Raw genomic sequence first — 23,366 nt, 5'->3', positions numbered from 1 at the left:
AAACTTCTCTCAGAAGTAGAGAGAGGTTTTGAGAGGGTTTATTGTATAGTTTACGGCTTTGTAAACATCCTTTAATTTCATCTAAAAAAACACAATGCTATTGGTTTTGTATTTTTAATTCACATTGTTGAAAAATATAATTAACCGCCGCAAATAGTTTATCTAAATCTTGAATTACATACAAATTTTTATTTCGGGTAAACATATTAGCAATCAGCTTTCCGAATTTCCATATTTTACCGTTAGAAACAATCCCAAAAATATCGCTGTTAAAATCATCATTAATTCGCTGCACTGCGATCATTTCAGCTAAACACTGACCCCAGCCTTCTTCAAATTTGTCTTGTTTAGCTTCAACTGTCAAAAAATAAGGTTTCTCAAAAACAATCGTACCTAGAGGATTTCGCTGTGTTACCGTATAATCTGAAACGCCTGATAAATCTTCATCGTAAGCTAATGTTTCATGACTCCAAAGTGTTAATTTACTTCGGTAATTTTTCCATACTTCTTTCACTACTGGATAGATGAGATTTTCACAAATAGCATCTTTAGAATTATCAATAACTCCATCTGTAAATAGCAAATCTAATTCTTCTTTAAAAGACGTTTAACTGGAAAATGTACTTTCAATAGAAAATTAGACTGTACATATTTGATTTGAAATTATTTAATTACTGCACTAATACTTTTATGATTACTAAATGCCATTTTAATTTACCTTGTTGTGAAAATACTATTGGATGTAGATTAACTCTTCACCTCACCAACTGCGCGGCGGAATTGAAAAATTGACGACACAACCCCTTCGTGACTAAAAGTGTTGTCAACAAGTTAGCGAAAGCAACCATGAACATAATCAAAATTTCGTAAGATACAGCATCCAGGGGTTGGACACCAGCTAGTAACTGTCCGGTGGTAATTCCTGGTATTGCCACCATACCGATGAGGAGCATTTGATTGAGAGTCGGAATCAATCCGGCTTTGATGGCATCTTTGCGATACTGGCTAACTGCTTGCTGGGGCGTTGCGCCTAAGCTCAAATGGGTTTCTATTTCGAGATGGCTGGAATTAATGGTGCTGACAAGACGATCGCCTGCGATCGCAGCTGCATTGGTAGCATTACCTAAAACTATCCCTGCTAGGGGAATTACATACTGTGGTTCGTACCATCTTTCTGGTTGAACGATCAAGAAGTTGGTGTAAAGCACTGTCAGGGCGGTACTAATTAAAATTGCACCCCACACTAAAGGCAATACATAAGGAATTTTTTGGCTGATCCGATTTCGTGCGACAATCGCCGTAATTGTCAGCATTATTGTTAATATCGCCAAAACTGCCCAAGCATTGTCCAAAGCGAAGATGAAATCTAAAATGTATCCCAATACAAGTAGTTGTAAGATGGTCCTCCCGGTAGCAAGGGCTAAATTTAACTCTAGTCCTAATTTCTCCCAGGCAGATAAACCAATGGCGATCGCCATCAATCCCACAGCAATAGCTAAATCCACGAAATCCAGCTTGATCAACTCCTGCATGGGTTCTCTATCTCCTGGTATTTCCTTTTCAAAGCAGCCCACACAAGAGGAACTTTGAGCCGATGTGTTGGATCTTGGTTGATATATATCACCTTTATCAATTCAAAATTCAAAAATGGTACAACCTTAACATGGCAAACACCTAGTATGCTTATTATCTGTAAATTAAATGTGCGGTAGTTTCTGGCGCCACAATTTAAGTAAAAACCCTAATAGATGCGTATCTTGGGCGATAGTCTTTTAGTAGCTCCTTTTTGATTAACAATTCAATTAGCAAAAATTGACTCTCGAAGTGCATCCTTTGTATCTCCCAATAAAATAAGAACTCATGATCCAAAGTGTAAATCCTATCCCTGCCTTTGATATCAAGCAGCAATACACCACCATCGAAGCAGAAGTAAGTGCAGCTGTCTTAGAGGTTCTGGCTTCTGGTCGCTATATCGGCGGCCCCTTAGTCGAAGGCTTTGAGCAACAGTTTGCTGCTTATAATACTGTTAGTGAATGTGTGGCTTGTAATTCTGGTACTGATGCGCTCTACTTAGCGTTACGAGTGTTGGACATTGGTGTAGGCGATGAAGTGATAACAACGCCTTTCACCTTTATTGCTACATCTGAAGTAATTAGCGCCGTGGGTGCAAAGCCTGTTTTCGTTGATATTGACGCTACTACGTTTAATTTGGATGTGGAGCAAGTAGCGGCGGCGATTACACCCAAAACTAAAGCGATTATCCCGGTTCACCTATTTGGACAACCTGTGGATATGACATCATTGATGGCGATCGCTCAGTCTCACAATTTGTCAATAATTGAAGATTGCGCTCAGTCTACAGGGGCAATGTGGGCTAATAAAAAAGTAGGAAGCATTGGACATATTGGTTGCTTTAGTTTTTACCCTACCAAAAATCTTGGTGGTTGCGGTGATGGCGGGGCAATAACGACTAATGACCCTGCGATCGCCACTAAACTGCGAATACTACGAGATCATGGCAGTAGAATTAGATATTTACATGAAGAAATCGGTGTAAATAGCCGCTTGGATGCTCTCCAAGCAGCTATTTTGCAAATTAAGCTACGTTATTTAGATATTTGGAATGATCGCCGACGAGATATTGCCAACTATTACTATCAGTTCCTTAGTCAAATTCCGGGGATTGTCCCACCGCAAGAATTACCTGAGGGTGTTGGGGTATGGAATCAATACACTATTCGCATATCTGGGGAAGGGCGAAATGGTTCTAGCGCCAAATATCGAGATTGGGTGCGTAGTCAATTGCAAGAACAGGGCGTGAGTTCAATGATTTACTACCCCCACCCTTTACATTTACAACCAGTTTATCAAAGTCTAGGCTATCAAATTGGGGACTTACCAATAGCAGAGCAAGCTTGCCATGAGGTTATATCCTTGCCTATGTACCCAGAACTGACACAACAACAGCAAGATCAGGTGATTTATGCGTTGAAAGAAGTTATGAGTTAGAAGTTTAAAGTTAGGAGTTAGGAGTTTGAAGTTAGGAGTTAGGAATGAATAAGTTCCTTCAACTTATAACTTATAACTCATCACTCCCAACTCCTAACTCATTTCATTACTGCATTTGCAGTCGCTAAGGCTTCTACTAAGCCACGCACAGCAGCAATCATTGCCACTTCGCTATTGAGTTGGTTGATGGCGGAACCAACACCAACACCAGCAGCACCAGCTGCGATCGCTAATGGTGCGGTAACGTTAGAAATGCCTGAAGCACACAATACTGGTACTGACACCACACGGGAAATCTCAAAAGCTGCTGCCAAGGTGGGAGCAGCTTTTTCAATTAATCCTAAAGTTCCAGGGTGAACTGGGTTACTGCTAGTACCGCCTTCGGTTTGGATAATATCTGCTCCAGCTTTCACCAGTTCTTCTGCTAACTGTACCTGTTGATCTAGTTCCAAAATGTGGGGAACGGTGACAGATAGGGTGATTTCTGGGAGGAGAGCGCGGGTTTGCTTAGTCAGCGCTAGCACTTCTGGAGCCTCAAAGCGGCGTCCTTGAGCATAGAAGGAATCGAAATTCCCGATTTCAATTAAATCAGCACCTGCTGCCACAGCTTGCACAAATTTTTCTGGTTCTACTGCTGACACACAAATCGGTAAATTTGTCAAATTTTTAGCTAGCTGCACCAAGACTGGATCGGCAGCAATATCGACAAAAGTAGCACCGCCAAATTCAGCAGCTTTAACAGTAGCAGCAACGCTAGCAGCGTCGAAGTTATTCAAGCCGCTAATCACTTTTAGAACGCGGCGGTTAGTAAATGCACGTTGGAGTGTAAAATGCATCGTCATAGTTTGGCTTTTGAAGCTACGAAAATTAGGTATATTCTACCGTCCCTTAGTTAATCGGGGACTAAATCACTATCGCAGTTGCCAAATTTTGATAATTTTATCGTAAATTAAAGAGTTTAAGCCCCCTACGTCTACACGCAGTCTCAGTTACCCTGGAGGATCTTGCTACAGTTGGGGTTTAAATCCCTGTTTGAAAATGTCTTTAATTTTGAACTTTGTTAGCGCAGCGTTAGCGAGTCCGCGAGCGTCATTTTGAATTTTGAATTGTTTCCACTATCCTAGTCAAACTCTGGAGGCCACAAATCTGCAATTGGTACTTCCCATCCTGGGAGTAGTTCGGGAACTGTTAAAATATCGCCATCACGAAGTATTATTGCTTCTTGTCCAAAGTTGTAGACTTCAACAATCCGCTCATCTGGATTGAGCAAAATTCCTACCTTAGTTCCCAAACTCAGAAATTCTTGAATCTTGGCTCTGAGATCCTCTAAATTATCACTAGGGGACTTTACCTCTACAGTCAAATCGGGAGCCAATTGAGCAAAAGACTTCGGACTACGACGCAAGCGTTCGGCTAAAACAAATGAGGCATCCGGTGCGCGTAAATTTGAATTTGGCAACCTGAAACCAGCGCTAGAAGCTGCTGTTCGTCCCAGTTTGCGCGGTCTAACCCAGTTACGTAACTGGGCTACCATTTCAGCTGCGACCTCATCTGATTCGTATCCTGATGGACTCATAACAATAATATTACCCTCGACTAGTTCCATGCGATAGTCGGGATGCTGTTGCTGCATTTGTTCCAAGTCTTCAAGCGTTAGGGACATAACACCTCTCTAGGAGCGATCGCTTTCTTTAGCCTAGAATTACTATACCGTAATACTTATAGACCTCTCCAGGAGCGATCGCCCCATGAATTCCCCTGTCATCGCCAAACCTGTCACTCCAAAGACTTCCTATGTTTTGCTGTATAACGTCAGTTGGGATCAACTAGAAAAGCTAGATGTAGACCTAGAAGGTACAGGTGCGCGACTAACTTATTTAGATGGAATTTTAGAAATTATGTCCCCACTTTCCGATGACCATGAAGATGCTAAAAGTACTACAAGTCGTTTGTTAGAGGCATACCTAAGAGAAAAGAAAATTCGCTTCTACGTTAGAGGAAGTGCTACACTCGGCAAACGCAAAGATGGTACGCGACGAGAACCAGATGAGTCTTATAACTTTGGGGCTAAAAAACCGATTCCAGATTTGATTATTGAAATTACTGTCACCAGTGGCGGCATTAATAAGTTGGAGATATACAAGCGTCTGAAAGTTCCAGAAGTCTGGTTTTGGGAAGATGGGCTACTTTCCGTCTATTGTTTGCGAGATGAGGAATATGAAAAAATGTCCCATAGTTCTTTTTTCCCAAATTTAGATATAGAATTGCTAGCCCAGTATTCGCGCATGGCGGATCAGTATGATGCAGTTAATGAGTTTAGTCAGGTGATTCGAGAACATGGATGAAGGTAAAATCTAATATCATTGCTTATTTTTCAAAATACTCCATTGCTGTTTGTACTTTCTCAACTTGCTTGGGTGCTTGCATTTCGTTAAAAAGTGCGATCGCTTGCATAAAATTTTCCTTACTATTGTCAATTTCACCCATTTGTTGATGAGTTAATGCCAATTGATAGTAAGCCTCTGCTAAATTAGATTTAGCACCTATTTTATTCAAAATTTCTATTGCTTCTGCATGATGGAAAAGTGCCCTAGCAAATTCTCCTTCTTCTCTATATAACCCTGCTAAACAAGTTATAGCTTTAGCCTTAAGCTGAGTAAAGTTGTTTTCTTCAGAAGAAAATATAGCTCTTTGGCATAAATCAAAAGATTTTTTAATATTACCTAAATTCTTGTAAGTTAAACATAAGTTTATTAAGCTATGCCCCATTCCCCATAGAGTAACTTTAGTTGATGAAGATATTGCAGAGAAGGCATCTTCAGCAATACAAAAAGCTTCCTCTCTATGGTTAGAACATGATTTCACAAAAGCCAAGCAGCACTGAGCATAAGCCATATAATTGTCAAGATTTCTATCTTGTTCAGCTAAGTTACAAACCGATTTGAAACAATCTTCGGCTGCTTCCATTTCCAATAAATCAAGTTTGCAGAGTCCTGTATTGAACATCATAGATATTTTTATTAGCTTAATATCTAAATTGTCTAATATCTCTTCTGATTTTTTATAGCAATCTATAGCTTCTCTAATACATCCGATAATTCGATATGTATAGCCTAGTATATTGTAAAGTTTAATCAGTCTTTCTTGCGATTTTACATCATCTATGATCCGTTTAATGACAGAGAAGTTTTTCTGGAGCAGTCCCAGTTGGTAAAACGAGCAACCCAAAGGCAAACCTATACTCCACTGTTTACCTCGCCCTTGTAAAATTACATCACCAGCTTGCTCAAAATCACTAATTTCTACATAGTGGTAATAAGCTTCTAAAGCTGTTAATGCATCTGTGATATTTTTGATGGCTGTAACTCGTTGCGTCCAACATTCTGCGGCTTTTCGGTTTACTAATTCCCATTCTTCACTGACTAATCTTAATCTACTAATCGCTTCATCACGAATTACTGGATGCAGCCAATATTGTCCTTTTTTCGTTTCTATTAAAGACAAATCTTGCAATGCTTTAATTACACCTCTACGTTTTTGTTCTGGTACATCCCAAAGCAAACATAAAACTCCTTCAATAGCTAATGAAGGAATATCTTGATAACGATAGCATCCTAAACGACACAGGAGGCGATAGGCTTCTAAGTCATTTTCTTGGAGACGGCTAAATTGACTGGCGACTAAATCTTTTAACTCTCTTTCTATTAATAAATCTGTACAGTTTTCCTGCCAATAGGCATGTATGTCACCAGAAAAATCCGTCAATATTGCTCCTCGGAGAATTTGCATTGCTTTGGCGTTACCTCCATAAGCTCTGCACATTTCACTGAGAATAGTACAATCACAATTAATGTGGCAACTGCTAAAAAACTTTCGCCATGCTTCATCATCTAAACCTTCAAGTGGATAGAGATGAACCTCTACACTAGACTCCCGCAAACGTTCGCGACTTGTTACTAAAGTAACGGAATGCACATCCGAATCTGCTAATACTCTCAATAGCTCAACATAAGGGCGACGATATTCTAGGAACTTGCCATTTTTATCGAGAGCAGTTTCTAGATTATCGATAAATACCCCAATTTTAGAAGTTTGTTCTCGAAGTTTGCGCCGTAGTCGTTCTAAGCTGATACCAAAGTCTCCTCCCGGTTCTTCGTTAAAGTATCGCCGTAGCCATTCTTCAACCACACTCTCTACAGGAGTAAGGTTTTGGATTTCTGTGGCCATCCACAGTTCTAGGACAAAATTAAATTTTTGACTTTTAAAATATTTGCGTGCTAATCTAGTTTTGCCGATACCACCTTCACCCTGGATGAGGATAACTTTTTCTCCCCGACTGACTAAGGTGTGGAGTTCGGCTATTTGGTGATCGCGCCCCACGAAGTTAGAATCTAAATCTTGGGGTTCAGTGCCATTGCCCATTAGATTTGGGATATCGAGGATTTTTTGCGACTGTTGAGTTGTTCTAAACCTCTGAACCACTCCTTGGAAGGTTGATTTTGAGACTTTCTCTCCTAGCACTTTTGATAGTAGATGCCAAAGTTCTGCACCAACAGCTTTTAAATGCGCTTCTGTATAACGAACCCTGTTAGCAATATCCTGGTAAGTCCGCTTTTCGTCCTCCCACAAATGACCTAAGATAATCCTTTGAGTTTTATCTAAATGTTCTCCCGTCTTGAGAAAAACCAAGTTATCTACAAACTTTAAGGCTTCTTCTACACCCATTTGTTAACTTGATGTATCATTTGTAATTCATTATAACGATATTTTTACTACTTCTTCCTACCCGTCATACTACAAAATACTTTTTCCTACTCGGTAGGTAATTTACTTTATCCTACTGCAAAGCATTCTGGACTGTATTATTCTTGTAATTAATACAGGCGAAGTTAAGTTAAGCGCCAAAAAAAGGTGGTTGAGGAGAGATTTAGAGAGCGCTACTACTGCAAGCTTAGTAAATCACTGATGTTACTTGTTACTGTCCGATATTAATTACTCATGAAAGTGGTGTCTACTAAATAGGCAGTGGGTATTAACTAACTAGATTCTGTAGAGCATATTTACAACTCAGTATGTAAGCCATTACCCTACAGGAGGTTCAATGATGTTAGACAGAGATTGTCATCATGATTGCAATCAAAATCAGTGCCCCTTTGTCCAAGATACACGTAATCCCAATAGATATGTTTGTCTCAAATGTGGTGTTGAGCGAGAAATAAATAAGTATTCCTCTGGTTTCGGCTCGTTTTTGCTGCTGTTGTTGGGCTTGTTTATTTCCTTCCAACTTTTAGCTAATTATGAAAAGCAAAACAATCTACAAAGGCAACAACAGTCTTTGAATAATTCACCCAAACAGGTGAATATCGACGTGTAAAAAGTAAGAATTCAGGAGTCAGAATAGTGGAAACATCAGGAGATAAATTGAAGGGGTGAATCTACTTGTGATATCAAACCTTTTATTTCTGACTTCTGACTTCTGTTAGCGGATAGCTAAGGTTTAGCCTGTGCTGAATTCTTACGGTAAAACTAATCTTCAGGCTGGGCACGATTTCCCATAACCTTCTTTTTAAAATGGGAAATGGGAAATAAAAAAGAATATTCACTACTAAAAAATCAGCTACTTTCGTGAGTAAAATTATGGACTCAAATCAAGATACACTTCTATTTCGCTTTGCTTCTAAATCCTTGAAATATTTCTTGCTGGTGCTATTTGGTATTGCGATCGCTTATGTTCTATCCAGTGGTTTAGGTATCTTACAAATCATACCCATACTGCTGTACCTTTTACAACAGTTTTTGCTTCCACTGGGAATTATCCTGTTGTGTTTAATTACAACAGCAATAATTATTGAATCCCTGCGTTAAAAATCGAGGGAGTCGGGAGTGATTCAATTTTAGATTTTGGATTGAAGGAAAAATCTAAATTAAATGGCTCCTAACTTCTTCACTTTCCGTAGTAAACTCTGGCATTTTTGTATCCTAAATTTCGCAGATATTTATTCCATTCTCCAGCTTGGAATCGATCAGAGAAAGGCCCTATTGCTACATGTGGTCCTCGTGGTTGCGTCCTTTCGAGGACTCCGCCAGCTCGTCCTAAATCTTGGCTAAATCGGGCTAGATTCTGTCTAATTTGTTCTGCGATCGCAGGTAACTGTTCTTGAGTGGCCGGAATCACGACATAATATCTAGAGGCTTGCTTGGGAGGATTTATATTATTGCGATCGCCTCCAAAGGTTCCATTGCCTACATCTATTTCCTGTCCGTTACCGAAGCTGATAATCCGGGCGTTATATATGCCTCGTGACTGTAACTCATTCACCCGTTGTTGGGCGTTAGATACTCTGTTAAAAACGCCTGATTGAATTACATTCCGTCCTTGGTATTGGCGAATGTAAGCACTAGGTTCAATCTGACGAATTGCTTGTAGTGTCTGGAAATCATTACCATCTACGTAAACTAAGTAACGCTCAAAGTTCTGATTATATTGACTAAACTGTGCAGGTTGAGAGGGCTGAAAGTTCGGCGCAAACTGATTGTTTTGTAATGGTTGGGAAGGCTGAAAATCCTGCCCATACTGATTGTTTTGTAATGGTTGGGAAGGCTGAAAATCCTGCCCATACTGATTGTTTTGCAATGGTTCCGCCGGTTGTAACTGCGGTGATGGCTGTTGACCAAAGGGAATTGGCGGTAAAATTTCACCGACTCCTTGAGCTAGTAACACTTTGTTGTTGGGAATCAGCAGTAACCATCCTCCCACTAACAAGGGGAGAAGTTTTATAGTGGGCTTCCAACCTTTAGAACTTCGACGCAGCATCTGAAATGGGATAAATTGACTTGGTAATCCTCTCGACATAGTACTTTAGAAAGTAGTCAAAGTATTTTTAAATAATTTCCATCAAGAACTAATTAGTTCACCGTTGTAGCAACTATATAGCGTTAACGTAAAATTAGCTCATCTGCGTGGCAAAAAATACGTCTGTAATTAATCTTAGATAAGTGTGATGGGGGAGTGAACAGCGATGTCTACGGCGGGCTATGACGCTCGCGGACTCGCTATCCCTACGCTATCGGCGTCGCTCCTTCAGCTAGTGTAAAACTGAAGTGCTTTGTTAGCAAGGCTTTGAAAGAGTGTGTGCTACAATTGGACAACCACGCAGCTATCGTGTCGTGCTTTGTATGAAAAAAGTCGTCGTTGGTCTTTCTGGTGGCGTTGACAGTTCCACCACCGCAGCTATCCTGCACCATCAGGGCTATGAAGTGATTGGTTTGACTCTTTGGCTAATGAAAGGCAAAGGTCAATGTTGCTCTGAAGGTATGATCGACGCGGCTGAACTTTGTGAACAATTGGGCATTCCCCATCAGGTTGTGGATATTCGGGATCTCTTTCAGACGCATATTGTCGATTACCTGGTAACTGGCTACAGTGCTGGAATCACGCCTTTGCCTTGCTCACAGTGCAATAAAACGGTGAAGTTTGGGCCAATGGTGCAGTATGCTCGTAAAGAATTGGGGTGCGATCGCATTGCCACTGGTCATTATGCCCGAATTAGCTATGACGAAGCAACTGGACGTTACCAATTATTAAGGGCTGTTGACCGCAACAAAGACCAGTCATACTTTCTCTATGATTTGTCTCAAGATTTACTTGCAGCAACGATATTTCCTCTGGGCGAACTAGAAAAAACTGACACGCGCCGCATTGCAACTGAATACGGACTGAAAACTGCTGACAAGCCAGAAAGTCAAGACTTATGCTTAGTAGAAAGTAACGGTTCCATGCGGGCATTTTTGGATAAATATTTAGCTCCCAAAACAGGTGATATTGTCGATGTCACAGGCAAAGTTTTGGGACAGCATGATGGTGTCCATCACTACACCATTGGCCAGCGCAAAGGCTTGGGAATTGCTGCTGCCGAACCGTTATATGTGATTGAATTAGATGCAGAAAATAATAAAGTAATAGTAGGCGATCGCACTAAGGTAACTCAGCCAGAATGCAATGTAGGACGGGTAAACTGGGTTTCTATTGCTGAACCATCGACTCCAATTCATGCCCAAGTGCAAATTCGCTATCGTTCAACGCCTACACCAGCGACGGTGATTCCGTTGGAAAACTCTCGTGTGCGTTTGGTGTTTGATGAACCCCAAATCAGTATCACCCCCGGACAAGCGGCAGTGTGGTACGACGGCGAGAAAGTGTTAGGTGGCGGAATTATTGAGCAGTTTAGTTAATAATAACTATTACCCTGTTTTGGCATAAAGCAAAACCACCTTTCCTCACTTGTAAGGAGGGGTATTTTTATTTTTAAATTGGTTATATGCCGGAAGAACCTATCTCTGACCAGTTTTTGATACAGCTATTAGAACTGGAGTTTAGACTAAGCTATGCAAAATGACCCAGCAGGGCTGAGTTAATCAGAGACTTAGCGAAATTATGAATAATCTTTAGTATTAAACGGCAACTGATGGCTCTTTACGTGGTGGTGTTACTGCTTTTTTAACAATTGGACATCGGTTTTTACGGTGACGCTTTTTTCCTGGCGTCCAGCCAGGAGACTTTCCGCGAGGTTTGGGTGGTTGGGCAGGAGTACCAATCACCGCAAAAACTCCACCCATAGCTTGAGCAACTCTTCCAGGAGTTAATTTTTCGAGAGGCTTCTGCCAAGGTAGAGGATTGTCAGCAACAATATCACGGGCTAACCACAACTCCCAAGTCATTAGAGGCATTAAGTCACTCCACCTCTGACAAAGCTTTAGAGTACTCAGCTTTGGAACAGTCCAATGTAAGCGTTGTTTGGCAAAATGATACCAGTGGTCAATGGTAAAGCGACGCAGGTAAAGTCGCCAAACTTCTTCTATTGGAGGCATTTCTTCTCCTACCCAAGCGTTACCGTTTAATACTAAAGATTATTCATAATTTCGTTAAGTCTCTGATTAACTCAGCCCTGCTGGGTCATTTTGCATAGCTTAGTCTAAACTCCAGTAATAAGGAATACACTGTCCCAATACCACAGAGTGTTTTTCCTTCCATTTTGCGATCCATGACCTTAAGATGAAGAGAAAGCGCTTTTTGATAGTTCTCTAAAGCATTTGAATATTGTCCAATACTACGATAAGCACCCCCAATATTACTAAGAGTAGTACCTTCATTTTTTAAATCTTTAATTCTTTGAAAATAAGATAAAGCTTGACTGAACTGTTTTAATGCATCAGGATAAAGTCCTTGGTTATATAAGTCAAGTCCTAGATTTAAATGTCTTATTCCGTCTGCTTGATATTCTTGTTTTATTAAAAACTTAACGAAACGATGGATTGCTCTTAATGGTCTAAGTAAAGCTGAAGCTAGCACACGTAAGTAAGACAGCACTTGCAACCTCCAAAGGTTAGTTCTTGAGTTCAAACTTATTTTTCCCAATTATTAGTCTGGAGTTGCAGGAAACTGGAAGCAGTTCTTATCTCAGGTAAATCTTGTGGTAGGTTGAAATGACACTATTTTTCAAACTATTTTTTCTCTACGTACCAGCATTTGATAAGTTAGTACATAATCTGAAACAATAACAGTAAAAGCAGAGAGGGGATTACGTTGAGTCACAATCCAGATGCCATAGCCCCGCACGGTGGACAGTTGGTTAACCGTATCGCCACACCAGAACAAAGAGCAGAGTTTCTCTCAAAAGCTGACTTTTTGCCGCGAGTGCAACTAGACGATCGCGCCGTTTCTGATGTAGAAATGATTGCGATCGGTGCTTTTAGTCCACTCACGGGTTTTATGAACCAGGAAGATTACGATTGCACTGTTACAGAAATGCGACTAGCTAACGGTCTTGTATGGTCAATCCCGATTACACTATCGGTAAGTGAAGAAGTAGCTTCCCCGTTGCAAGAAGGCGGCTTAATCCGTCTGGATAACTCCAGAGGTGAATTTATTGGGGTTTTACAACTCACCCAAAAATATAACTACGACAAAACCCGCGAAGCAATAAATGTCTACCGCACTGATGATGCTAAACATCCAGGCGTGCAGGTACTCTATAACCAAGGTAATGTACATCTGGCGGGTGATATTTGGTTGTTGCAACGCAAACCTCATCCCCAGTTTCCCACTTATCAAATTGATCCAGCTGCCTCACGGCAACTATTTAGAGACAAGGGTTGGAAAACCATCGTTGGCTTTCAAACTCGCAACCCCATCCACCGCGCCCATGAATATATTCAAAAGTGCGCTTTAGAAATCGTTGATGGTCTATTTTTGCACCCATTAGTCGGGGCAACAAAAGAAGATGATATCGCTGCTGATGTGCGGATGCGTTGCTATGAAATTTTGCTGGAACACTACTACCCCTTAAACCGGGTAACTTTGGCAATAAATCCAGCCGCAATGCGCTATGCTGGGCCTCGTGAGGCCATATTCCATGCTTTAGTCCGCAAAAACTACGGCTGTACTCACTTTATTGTCGGGCGAGATCATGCTGGCGTTGGTGACTATTATGGCACTTACGACGCTCAATACATTTTTGATGAATTTGCCCCAAGTGAATTAGGCATTGTGCCAATGAAATTTGAACACGCTTTCTACTGCACGCGCACTAAGCAGATGGCAACATCTAAAACTAGTCCCAGCAGGCCAGAAGAACGCATCCATCTATCGGGAACAAAAGTCCGAGAAATGCTGCGGCGTGGTGAGTTACCTCCACCAGAATTTTCCCGTCCAGAGGTGGCGGCAGAGTTAGCACGGGCAATGCGGATAGAAGTACCTGTTTAGGGCATTGGGCATTGGGCATTAAAAAGAGGCAGAGGGGCAGGGGGCAGGGGGCAGAGAGGAAAACTTTTCTCCCTTTCTCCCTGCTCCCTGCTCCCCTGCTTCTTCCCCACTCCCCACACTTTTGTAACTTTACAATACAGAGTTCAGCCCTGTAAGCTGCTAACTGAGGGCTGAGGGCTGATAGCTAATTATGGAACGGCGCACGTTTTTAAACAGAATTGGCTCAATACTCGCGGTATTGGGGATAGCTGAAGCTGAGTGGTTGTCTTTGGGAAATCGCTATTATCAGGCTTTGGCACAACCCAGCCCGCGTAAGTTGGCATTGTTAATAGGTATTAACCAATACCCACAAATTCCAGCCCTCAGTGGTTGTCTGACGGATGTGGATTTACAAAGAGAACTTTTGATTCACCGCTTTGGTTTCCAAAGGTCAGATATTTTAACCTTAACTGAGGAACAAGCTAGCAGGGAATTCATTGAGGCAGCTTTTTTAGATCACCTGGGTAAGCAAGCTAAACCCGATGATGTTGTTGTCTTCCACTTTAGCGGCTATGGCAGCCGTGTCAAATTGGAAACATCACCAGAGACAATGCAAAATGCTTTGGTGCCAGTTAATGTAGGTGAATATGCACAAAATGATAAAATAGTCAATTATATATTAGAAGAAACTCTACTGCTATTATTGCGATCGCTCCCCACAGACCGAGTAACAGCAGTATTGGATACTAGCTATTATCTTCCTAACACAGTCTTAGGATTAAAAATTCGCGCCCTTCAGGAGTCAGTAGCAAAGCTAGCAGCAGAAGAACTCGACTTTCTCAAACAACTTAAAACTCAGAAGTTATCCAGCACTCCGATTGTTTTAGCAGCTACCTCAGAACCAAACCAGCCTGCAAGGGAAGAACTATTTTCTGGTTTTAATGCGGGGTTATTTACCTACGCCTTGACACAGTATTTGTGGGAATTCACCCCACCTACCAAAATTCAAGTCGCCCTTTCGTATATGGAAAATTCTCTATACAAATTGGGTAGTAAACAGCAACCAGCGTTATTAAGTAGTCAGAAGAATTTAGATGTAGCGTCCTTAGTGCCAGATAGTCTCATTGGTGCAGAAGGCGTGGTGAGTGCTATTGAAGAAGACGGTAAAACAGTCCATCTGTGGTTGGCAGGATTACCACCACAAGTGCTGCTATACTACGGAGTTAATTCTCGATTCACCCTAGCAACAACAGAGCAATTAGTATTGCGATCGCGCACTGGGTTAACAGCAAAAGCGCAAATTTCCAAAATTGAAGGTGCAAATCCCCTACAAGTTGGGCAACTCGTCCAAGAAGCAGTCCGGATTTTACCCCGAAATATTAATTTAACAATAGCTTTAGATACTGGATTGGAAAGAATCGAGCGGGTAGACGCTACAAGTGCCTTCGCTGGATTTTCCCATGTATCCACCGTAATAGCAGGAGAAAAACCAGCTGATTATGTATTTGCCAAGCTACAGGAAATTCCTAGTCATTATGGTCTATTTTCTCTTAGTGGCGAACTAATTCCCAATACCACCGGGGAAGTAGGAGAAGCAGTAAAATCAACAGTTCAAAGGCTAGCGCCCAAATTATCAACTCTGTTTGCAGCTAAGTTATGGCGACTTACAGAAAATCAAGGTTCTTCCCGCTTGCCTCTCAGGGCAACATTAGAAATAATTAGCGGTATATCGCCACGGGTGGTGATGCAACATAAAACAATACGAACTTTCAAACCTGAAACTTCGATAAAAAAATCACTCTCCACTCCCCACTCCCTACTCCCCACTGCGATTGTACCTATCGGTAGTCGAATGCAATATCGAGTGGAAAACCAGAGCGATCGCTCAGTATATTTAATCTTACTGGGATTAAACAATAATCATACAGGAGTTGCCTTCTATTCTTGGGAAACCCCTCAAGAACCAAACACTGCGGACACCAAGCCCCTCCTCAAACAAGTCGTCATCGCCCCAGGTGAAACCCTCACCCTACCCCAAACTAATAGTGCTTCCGAATGGCTGATTTCAGGGCCAGCTTGCTTTTGCGAACAACAACTGATTTTTAGTACTGCCCCCTTTAGCGAAACTCTCGCCGCCTTGAGTACTGTTAAGTATTCCACAGCCGAACAACAGCCGATTGGTTCATTGTTGAATCCCTTAGACGTTGCACAAGCCTTGCTACAAGACTTGCATAACGCCAGCGTCCTCAAAGCGGAGATGAACGGCACAGCAGCCGACTCATATATATTAGATGTGAATAATTGGGCAAGTTTTAGCTTTAGTTTTCAGGTTGTGTAAACAACGATATGATGCAATATCCTTGAGTTAAGGCTTGTCATTGCCCACATTTTTATAACAATCAAGGTGTCACACTGGCCAACATCCCATCCAAAACTTAAGTTCTGCGGCTTAGAGCTACTGTACACTTAGGTGGACTGAAATTTTGCATAATACACAGAGTTTAGCCATAGACATCGCTTAAAACTCTAATACGCTTGGGTTGAGCATTTTTATCTCTTCTCCCTGTTTCCTCTGCGCCTCTACGGTAGTCTGCGGCAAGCAACTTTGCGTCTACGTTAAAAAATTGACTTTGATAAAAAGTTTTAGTCTTGGAATTTATTTCCAGGCAGATTAGCAACGAAGCGGAACATTTATTTGATATTGGTCATGATAAGTCTTAAAAAAGAGGTTGGGGACATCTTAAAAAGATTAAAACGTTAACTTAATCGTATTAGATCATTTCTAGTAAAAATTTTTTATACCAGCATAATATAGAGCTTTTATCACTTTAGTTGTACTCCTATTGATTACCATGAGCGTTTAATTTGAGTATTTAGGTAATAAAGTATAAAATATCTTACCTACAATTCAGTCGCCAGCAGGAGGAAACTGAGCAAAATATTTTTTATATTATAAAAGAAACTTTATAAATAAACTGGAAACAGCGTATGCCTCTTCACAAACTTGAACATTTTGACCCCAACTATCGAGAAACTTTTGGCGGAGACGACGTTAAAGCCCTGGATCTTTACACTGAAGGAGGAGACAGAGTTGGCTCAGTGGCGGATGTTTTAGTTGATGACCATGGCCATTTCCGGTATTTAGTTATTGATACAAGCTCAAATTTTTTGGGTAAAAAAATATTACTACCAATTGGTCTTTCGCGGATAGACTATCCTGCAAGACGCGTCTATGTTGATGGATTAAGCAGACAACAAGTAGAAGGTTTAGTCGAGTACAGAGAAAACATGGTCGTTGATCATGATTACGAAGAAAATGTCCGTGGTGTATTTCGTTCTCCAAATAGCGGTGTAACTTACGATCGCAATACATATAATTACGAAACAGAACCAGCTTTATACGGGTTGAATAATCAAGATAATCAAACTTTTAGACTATATGAAGAACGATTAATTGCCAGCAAACAACGCATCAAAACTGGAGAAGTAACGGTTGGTAAGCATATTGAAACAGACACTGCAAGCGTTACAGTACCTATCCAAAAAGAACGAGTTATAATTGAGCGAGTTGTGCCAACAGAAGCAGGAAAGGCCGTAAATTCCAGTGAACTTAAGTTCCAAGAAGGGGAAGTAGCACGCATAGAAGTGTACGAAGAAACCCCTGAGATACGTAAAGAAGCTTTTGTGCGTGAAGAAGTCAGAGTTAAGAAAGTAGTAGAACGGGAGACTGTGGAAGCACAAGACACTATTCGTCGAGAAGAGTTAGATGTTGATACTGAGGGGAATTTAGAGATTCAGGAACATGGTACAACTACGCATGATGCTATTTAAGTAGCTGATCATAAGTTTGTTTGGTGGATTTATCTGAAATAATCATGCAGACAAAGTTAATTTTTATCTCTGCGTATGTTGTTTTATTAAACAACTAAGATTCCCGATTTCTCTAGGAAGTCGGGAATTTAATGCTTTAAAAAATTTACATTTTAAGTAAGGATATAGAAACGTGAAATTTATTGGCTTTGCTATCATAAAATATCTATAACTTTTGATTATTGAACTTTTGAAATAATTCATTCGCCAGAAAGAGGTAAACAACTCATTAAATGTCTAACTTAGTTAATAGGAGATGGGAAAGAAAATTTTTGAGGAAAATATAATGGTACTTTACAAATTACAAGATTTTGAGCCAAACTATCGCGATACATTTGAAGGCCGCGACATCAATGGACTTGGCGTTTATACCCAAGGAACGGATGAAAAAATTGGTACTGTCAGCGATGTTTTAGTGGATGAAGAAGGTCATTTCCGCTATCTAGTCGTTGATTTAGGCTTCTGGATTTTTGGTAAAAAAGTGTTACTACCAATTGGTCGTGCCCGTATCGACTATAATGTTGATCGCGTCTACACAATTGGCTTGACTAGAGAACAAGCAGAAGATTTACCTGAATTCAATGAGCGTCAAACGCTTGATTATGATTATGAAGAAAGGGTACGTGGGGTATATCGCCAACCCGCAGACTACGTTCAACCTGTAGATCCTTTATTAACAGTAGATCCATTATTACCATTAGAAGCCACACCACTAATGGATACAACCTATCAGCAGCCGGTTACGCCAACTTATAATCGTGATAGCTACAATTACGAACAAGAGCCTTCTTTATTTGGATTAAATGAGCAAGATCATCAAACTCTGAGATTGTATGAAGAACGGCTGATTGCTAGTAAACGCCGCCAAAAAACTGGAGAAGTAACGATTGGTAAGCACGTTGAGACTGATACTGCACGGGTTGCAGTGCCAATAGAAAAAGAGCGAGTTGTGATTGAACGTGTAACCCCAGCAGATGCAGGTACTGCCGTTTCTGGCCGCGAAGCAGACTTCCGTGAAGGCGAAGTTGCTCGCATAGAAATCCATGAAGAAACTCCTGAAATTCGCAAAGAAGCATTTTTGCGTGAAGAAGTCAGAGTTAGAAAAGTGGTGGATCAAGAGACAGTTGAAACGCAAGAAACCGTGCGGCGTGAAGAGTTAGATGTGAATTCTGGTAATCTTCCCGTTGAAGAACGCTAAATAACAAAGTCATTAGTTAGTAACTAATGACTAATAATTGATTCGATACAGTACAGGTGAGGCTGTAAAATTAGCTTTACCTGTGCTTCCAATAACTGATACAACTTTAGATTTTGGATTGCGAATATTTCTCTGAATATAGGTTAGATAAATACATCTATCGCAAGCATTTACTAAATTGTATTTAGATGATTGATACATTTAATTTAGCTAACTAGAAAACAGTTCATAAACTTTGCACTATGAATAGCCAACCGATGATAAAAAACATTGGACAGGCAAACTCTGACTCTCAGACTAGCACCTCATTAACAGATTTAAGAAACAAGGTAATCAATTTCGCTGTATTCGATCAGCAAGGTCAGCTAGTAGGAGTAGTTCATGATTTAATTGTGGATGCTAATCGTCGATTAAACCTAGTTATATCTAACCAGGAGAATCAAGAGTTAGCTGAGAAACACCCTTCTCTATTTCGGTTGCAGAGCCAGAGAATAAAAAAAATAGACAAGCCGACTAAATCTGTTTTCATAGACTTAAATAAATCAGAAATTGAATATATGCCTGAATATTTAGAAACAGAAACAGCAGGCGATGCCTATCGGCAAGCTGCTCCGCATCTACGCACACTATCAGAAAACTCAACTGAGCAACTAGTGAATTATCAAACTACAAATAGCCCAGTTGAGTCAGTAGATTTAGATGAAGCTACGGAAGAACAGATTATTAGTTTACTAGAAGAACGACTAGTTGTTGAAAGCAGTAAGCGTAAAGTTGGTGAGGTGATTGTTCGCAAAGAAATTGAAACCCGGATGATACAAGTTCCCGTCCGGCGCGAAAAATTAATTGTAGAACAAATTAGCCCAGAATACAAACAACTTGCAGAAATTCATTTAGGAGAAGATGAAATTTCTGGTATTGACTTAACCGAAGTAGAAAGACTTGAAGTTCCGCATTTTGGCACAGGTTTAATGGTAAGCGGTGAATTTAGCTCACCTAAAACTGCTAGTTTATTGTTGAATGCGATCGCACTAGAGCAAAATCACGGTTGCAACCAAGTACGAGTGACCATCGCTGTTGAAGATGAGTCACACCAGAAAAAATATCAGGAGTGGTTTGATCGCTGTTCTAAAGGTCAGCAACCAAATCCTGAAAAATGAGTTAGTTTCTCGCTGATTGTTAGGGTGGGCATTGCACACCCTATTTTTTTGCTTATTTAAAAAATAAAGTTGAAATTTCCGTTCCCTTGCGGGTAAGTGGAATGTCAAAATACTAAGCAGTTGCCGTTCTTTTGGCTACTTGCAATGAAATTTCGACTGAAGAGACTTTCACCGAAGAAAAAACAGCGTCTGATCCCACCTATTCAGATTCAAGTTAGAGATGGAAAATTTGAGATTATGGGTATGGGTGCATGGCATTCCTACTGGCGCGATCCCTACCATCTGCTGCTAACGATTCCCTGGACTGGCTTTCTAATCCTGATCTGTACTTTCTATATAACTATTAATGCTCTATTTGCCGTAGCTTACTTGATAGGAGGAGATTGTATTGCCAACGCCCGACCTGGCTCTTTTTTAGATGTCTTTTTCTTTAGCGTGCAAACCCTAGCATCCATCGGCTATGGGGCAATGTATCCTAAAACAACTTACGCCAACATTATTGTCACCATTGAAGCAATGATCGGTTTGGTGGGAATTGCTGTGATGACAGGACTAGCTTTTGCTCGATTTTCCCGACCTACAGCCCGTGTGCTTTTTAGTCGTGTTGCTGTAATTACACCTCATAATGCAATGCCGACTCTCATATTTCGCAGCGCTAATCAGCGTCGCAATATGATTCTGGAGGCGCAGATGCGAGTCTACTTAATGCGCGACGATGTAACCTCAGAAGGGCAGTTCATGCGTCGGTTCTACGACCTCAAACTCGTAAGGAACCAAACACCTAGCTTTACGTTAAGCTGGTCAGTGATGCATGTCATTGATGAGTTTAGCCCTCTATATGGCATGACACCTGAATCGTTAACCCAGACAAATACTATACTGATCGTCTCTTTGAGTGGCATTGATGAAACGGTTGCACAGGTTGTCCATGCCCGTCATACTTATGGTGCTAATGAGATTTTGTGGAACAATCAATTTGTCGATATTTTCCATCTCACATCCGGTGGAGATCGCTACATTGATTACAACCGCTTCCACGATGTTTTACCTTTAGATGAAAACAGTTGAAATGCCTGAAAGTTACTCCAGAGTCTGATTGACTGAAGCTTGTAAGGGTTTAACGACAACCCGACCATTTTCAACTACAGTGCAACTTTTAACCATGCTCTTGCTGGGGTTAACTGGCACATCCTGACACTGGTTTTGGTGAGAGATATTTTGCTCTTGTTGTTGATTGAGGATGACAACACAACAGGCGCAGGAGGAAAAGGACATATAAAATATTTTGATCTCTATATCTATTATCGCTCTACTGATGCTGTTTGGCTGAAAAATTTGCTACTCATGTGTTGGTCATTGGTCATTGGTCATTGATGATTGTTTTTTGGTACATACCTCGCTTTGAAAGTGGCCGATTTAGAGCGTATATGAAAAACTAGGGTTGTAAATACTTGCTTTCTTGTGCTTATAAGCTGTTTGATATATCTAAACCAAGTAAACAGGAAAGCGGTTATAGATCCCGCCCCGCTTTCCTCCCTGCTTAAACTTGTCTGGCAGGGTTAGACAGTGGGTTTTTCTAATGAAAAAATTTCTGAGATACCTGGGTTTAGGTTTTCTATCTACGTTTTTGACTGCAACCCCCGGATTGGGAGCTGAACGCATTAGCTTTTATTACCCTCCCTTTGGGGAATTCTACTTGTCTGTGGACTCGCTGGAGACTTTTGCGAAAGTTGGCAAAATCGATCAAGATTTTTCATTTTATGCTAGCCGTGCTACGCCTCAACAACTCGCTCAACTGCGGGATCTGCTTCAGCAAAGATTCAATGTCACTCCTACATTGGTATCTCAAGTTACCTACTCACCTATAGGCGAAGAAGTAGTGCAACAGCTGGGAGAATTACTCCTCACTGAGTCTCGACAGAATGGCTTCTATGCCATACGTGCCTCTTTGATTTTGGCTGCTGCTGATCGAGAAGGTTTAACGGTTGTGAATTTGCTGCGGAAATTTCCTAGCAATACTGTGCGGGTGAATTTCACAGGGGGGTTAAAGATAGTTGATGACTTGTCACAATTGCTCAAAAAAAAGGATGAAGTTGTTGCCTCTCTCCAAAAAGAAGCGATCGCTCAATCAGCCAATTCAAAAATTGACTTCTCACAACAGCCAGATTTGCGATCGCCAGGAACATTCCGTTGGCAGAAAAAAAGCCTGGAGTTAAATGACTTTTCTCGCTCACGCCGTCTACCGGTGGATATCTATCTGCCGGAAGCTGGTTCACAAAGCACTAAAGAACTGGCTTCGCCTCCCTTTCCCCTGATTGTAATTTCTCATGGCATCGCCTCAGACCGCTCTACCTTTGTCTACCTGGCTGAACATCTAGCATCCTATGGTTTTGCTGTTGCTGTACTGGAACACCCTGGTAGTAATGCCGAACGCTTTCAACTATATTTTGCGGGTTTGGCAGGGCCGCCAGATCCAGCAGAATTTATCAATCGACCTTTGGATATCAAATATCTCCTCAATGAACTCGAACGTCTGGACAAATCTGATCCCACCCTCCAAGGAAAACTCAATTTTCAGCAAGTTGGCGCGATCGGTCAGTCCTTGGGCGGTTATACTGTCTTGGCTCTAGCAGGAGCAAATATTAACTTCAACCAATTGAGGCAAAACTGTAATCGCAATAATTCATCCTTTAATTTATCGCTCTTATTGCAGTGTGAAGCAAATAAATTACCCTTAAGAAATTACGAACTCAAAGACGATCGCATCAAGGCTATCATGGCGATTAATCCAATTGACAGCTTAGTTTTGGGTGAGGGCGGAGTGAGCCAAATTAAAATTCCAGTAATGCTGGTAGCAGGTAGTCAAGATATTTTTGCCCCACCCGTATCTGAGCAGATTCGCCCCTTTACCTGGCTTTCTGACTCTAATAAGTACCTAGCTTTGATCGAAAACGCCACCCACTTTTCAGCGATCGCAGAACCTACTTCTCAAAATGATGTCTTACCTGTGCCACCTGCCTTGCTGGGCCCTGATCGTGCCCCTGTTTATTCCTATCTCAACGCTCTCAGCGTAGCTTTTTTGGAAACCCATCTCCTCAACCGCCCTGAATACCGTTCCTATTTGCAGCCTTCCTACGCCACATTTATCAGTAAAGAGCCGCTTAATCTCAGTATTTTACAGTCGTTGTCGGCAGATCAATTCAATCAGATTTGGAATGGATCAGCCCCTTCCCTACGGGACGCTACGCAAACAGGGAAGTCAAAAGTCAAAAGTCAATAATTTTGAATCCCATAAAAAAATTCGGGGGTGAGAGACGATCGCCTCCTCGCATAAGGGACTTCCAAATAAAAAAATATACCATTGCTGCTATAGAGGTAGGGGGTAGGGGGC

General features: G+C 41.1%; 20 protein-coding genes and 1 pseudogene. 12 read left to right on the top strand and 9 right to left on the bottom strand.

Annotation, left to right across the window (positions count from 1 at the left end; all coding sequences use genetic code 11):
• Positions 1-97 precede the first annotated feature (97 nt).
• Positions 98-657: pseudogene (locus ACFE90_RS13705) on the bottom strand (hypothetical protein).
• Positions 658-755: 98 nt separating this feature from the next.
• Positions 756-1,532, bottom strand: coding sequence for an ABC transporter permease (locus ACFE90_RS13700; protein ID WP_375501325.1), 777 nt, complete (start codon positions 1,530-1,532; stop codon positions 756-758).
• A gap of 328 nt (positions 1,533-1,860) precedes the next feature.
• On the opposite strand from ACFE90_RS13700, the gene ACFE90_RS13695 reads away from it, so the two are divergent.
• Positions 1,861-3,009 carry a DegT/DnrJ/EryC1/StrS family aminotransferase gene (locus tag ACFE90_RS13695; RefSeq protein ID WP_375501323.1) on the top strand — a complete coding sequence of 383 codons (1,149 nt, stop codon included), beginning with the start codon at positions 1,861-1,863 and terminating at the stop codon, positions 3,007-3,009.
• A 98-nt stretch (positions 3,010-3,107) separates the two neighbouring features.
• Here the strand turns inward: ACFE90_RS13695 and ACFE90_RS13690 are convergent, their stop codons facing one another.
• Both ACFE90_RS13690 and ACFE90_RS13685 read right to left on the bottom strand, forming a co-directional pair.
• On the bottom strand, positions 3,108-3,851 hold the full coding sequence (locus ACFE90_RS13690) for a DUF561 domain-containing protein (protein ID WP_375501321.1): 744 nt from the start codon (positions 3,849-3,851) through the stop codon (positions 3,108-3,110).
• Positions 3,852-4,129: 278 nt separating this feature from the next.
• Positions 4,130-4,672: a Uma2 family endonuclease gene (locus ACFE90_RS13685; protein WP_375501319.1), complete on the bottom strand. Its 543-nt coding sequence runs from the start codon at positions 4,670-4,672 to the stop codon at positions 4,130-4,132.
• An 85-nt stretch (positions 4,673-4,757) separates the two neighbouring features.
• Here ACFE90_RS13685 and ACFE90_RS13680 point away from each other — a divergent pair, with 85 nt between their 5' ends.
• The gene (locus ACFE90_RS13680) at positions 4,758-5,354 is read left to right on the top strand and encodes a Uma2 family endonuclease (RefSeq protein WP_375501317.1); all 597 of its coding nucleotides are present in this window, start codon (positions 4,758-4,760) and stop codon (positions 5,352-5,354) included.
• Between the two features lie 22 nt (positions 5,355-5,376).
• Here the strand turns inward: ACFE90_RS13680 and ACFE90_RS13675 are convergent, their stop codons facing one another.
• On the bottom strand, positions 5,377-7,734 hold the full coding sequence (locus tag ACFE90_RS13675) for a tetratricopeptide repeat protein (RefSeq protein WP_375501315.1): 2,358 nt from the start codon (positions 7,732-7,734) through the stop codon (positions 5,377-5,379).
• Between the two features lie 376 nt (positions 7,735-8,110).
• On the opposite strand from ACFE90_RS13675, the gene ACFE90_RS13670 reads away from it, so the two are divergent.
• Together ACFE90_RS13670 and ACFE90_RS13665 are read left to right on the top strand one after the other, a co-directional pair.
• A complete protein-coding gene (locus ACFE90_RS13670; protein ID WP_375501313.1) occupies positions 8,111-8,383 on the top strand; it encodes a hypothetical protein in 273 nt (90 codons plus the stop codon).
• A gap of 263 nt (positions 8,384-8,646) precedes the next feature.
• Positions 8,647-8,874: a hypothetical protein gene (locus ACFE90_RS13665; protein WP_375501311.1), complete on the top strand. Its 228-nt coding sequence runs from the start codon at positions 8,647-8,649 to the stop codon at positions 8,872-8,874.
• Between the two features lie 79 nt (positions 8,875-8,953).
• Here ACFE90_RS13665 and ACFE90_RS13660 read toward each other — a convergent pair whose 3' ends face one another.
• Positions 8,954-9,862, bottom strand: a complete 909-nt coding sequence (locus tag ACFE90_RS13660; RefSeq protein ID WP_375501309.1) for a hypothetical protein — start codon at positions 9,860-9,862, stop codon at positions 8,954-8,956.
• A gap of 323 nt (positions 9,863-10,185) precedes the next feature.
• On the opposite strand from ACFE90_RS13660, the gene mnmA reads away from it, so the two are divergent.
• Complete coding sequence (mnmA, locus tag ACFE90_RS13655) at positions 10,186-11,241, top strand: tRNA 2-thiouridine(34) synthase MnmA (RefSeq protein WP_375501339.1); 1,056 nt, start codon at positions 10,186-10,188, stop codon at positions 11,239-11,241.
• Positions 11,242-11,460: 219 nt separating this feature from the next.
• Here mnmA and ACFE90_RS13650 read toward each other — a convergent pair whose 3' ends face one another.
• Positions 11,461-11,877: a hypothetical protein gene (locus ACFE90_RS13650; RefSeq protein ID WP_375501307.1), complete on the bottom strand. Its 417-nt coding sequence runs from the start codon at positions 11,875-11,877 to the stop codon at positions 11,461-11,463.
• 85 nt (positions 11,878-11,962) lie between these two features.
• Entirely contained in the window at positions 11,963-12,376 is a 414-nt protein-coding gene (locus ACFE90_RS13645) for a tetratricopeptide repeat protein (RefSeq protein WP_375501305.1), read from the bottom strand.
• 216 nt (positions 12,377-12,592) lie between these two features.
• Between ACFE90_RS13645 and sat the strand changes: the two genes are divergently transcribed.
• From sat to ACFE90_RS13615, 6 genes are all read left to right on the top strand, one after another.
• Complete coding sequence (sat, locus tag ACFE90_RS13640; protein WP_375501303.1) at positions 12,593-13,771, top strand: sulfate adenylyltransferase; 1,179 nt, start codon at positions 12,593-12,595, stop codon at positions 13,769-13,771.
• Between the two features lie 190 nt (positions 13,772-13,961).
• Positions 13,962-16,088, top strand: a complete 2,127-nt coding sequence (locus tag ACFE90_RS13635; RefSeq protein WP_375501301.1) for a caspase family protein — start codon at positions 13,962-13,964, stop codon at positions 16,086-16,088.
• A 650-nt stretch (positions 16,089-16,738) separates the two neighbouring features.
• Positions 16,739-17,581 carry a DUF2382 domain-containing protein gene (locus ACFE90_RS13630; RefSeq protein WP_375501299.1) on the top strand — a complete coding sequence of 281 codons (843 nt, stop codon included), beginning with the start codon at positions 16,739-16,741 and terminating at the stop codon, positions 17,579-17,581.
• Positions 17,582-17,906: 325 nt separating this feature from the next.
• Positions 17,907-18,818: a DUF2382 domain-containing protein gene (locus ACFE90_RS13625; protein WP_375501297.1), complete on the top strand. Its 912-nt coding sequence runs from the start codon at positions 17,907-17,909 to the stop codon at positions 18,816-18,818.
• Positions 18,819-19,075: 257 nt separating this feature from the next.
• Complete coding sequence (locus tag ACFE90_RS13620) at positions 19,076-19,975, top strand: YsnF/AvaK domain-containing protein (protein ID WP_375501295.1); 900 nt, start codon at positions 19,076-19,078, stop codon at positions 19,973-19,975.
• 144 nt (positions 19,976-20,119) lie between these two features.
• Positions 20,120-21,043: an ion channel gene (locus ACFE90_RS13615; protein WP_375501293.1), complete on the top strand. Its 924-nt coding sequence runs from the start codon at positions 20,120-20,122 to the stop codon at positions 21,041-21,043.
• A gap of 12 nt (positions 21,044-21,055) precedes the next feature.
• Here the strand turns inward: ACFE90_RS13615 and ACFE90_RS13610 are convergent, their stop codons facing one another.
• Entirely contained in the window at positions 21,056-21,250 is a 195-nt protein-coding gene (locus ACFE90_RS13610; RefSeq protein ID WP_375501291.1) for a hypothetical protein, read from the bottom strand.
• Positions 21,251-21,554: 304 nt separating this feature from the next.
• On the opposite strand from ACFE90_RS13610, the gene ACFE90_RS13605 reads away from it, so the two are divergent.
• Complete coding sequence (locus ACFE90_RS13605) at positions 21,555-23,255, top strand: alpha/beta hydrolase (RefSeq protein ID WP_375501289.1); 1,701 nt, start codon at positions 21,555-21,557, stop codon at positions 23,253-23,255.
• Positions 23,256-23,366 lie beyond the last annotated feature (111 nt).

This window comes from uncultured Nostoc sp., from assembly GCF_964245445.1.
Classification (GTDB): domain Bacteria; phylum Cyanobacteriota; class Cyanobacteriia; order Cyanobacteriales; family Nostocaceae; genus Nostoc.
This window is presented reverse-complemented; position numbering and strand designations above follow the sequence as displayed.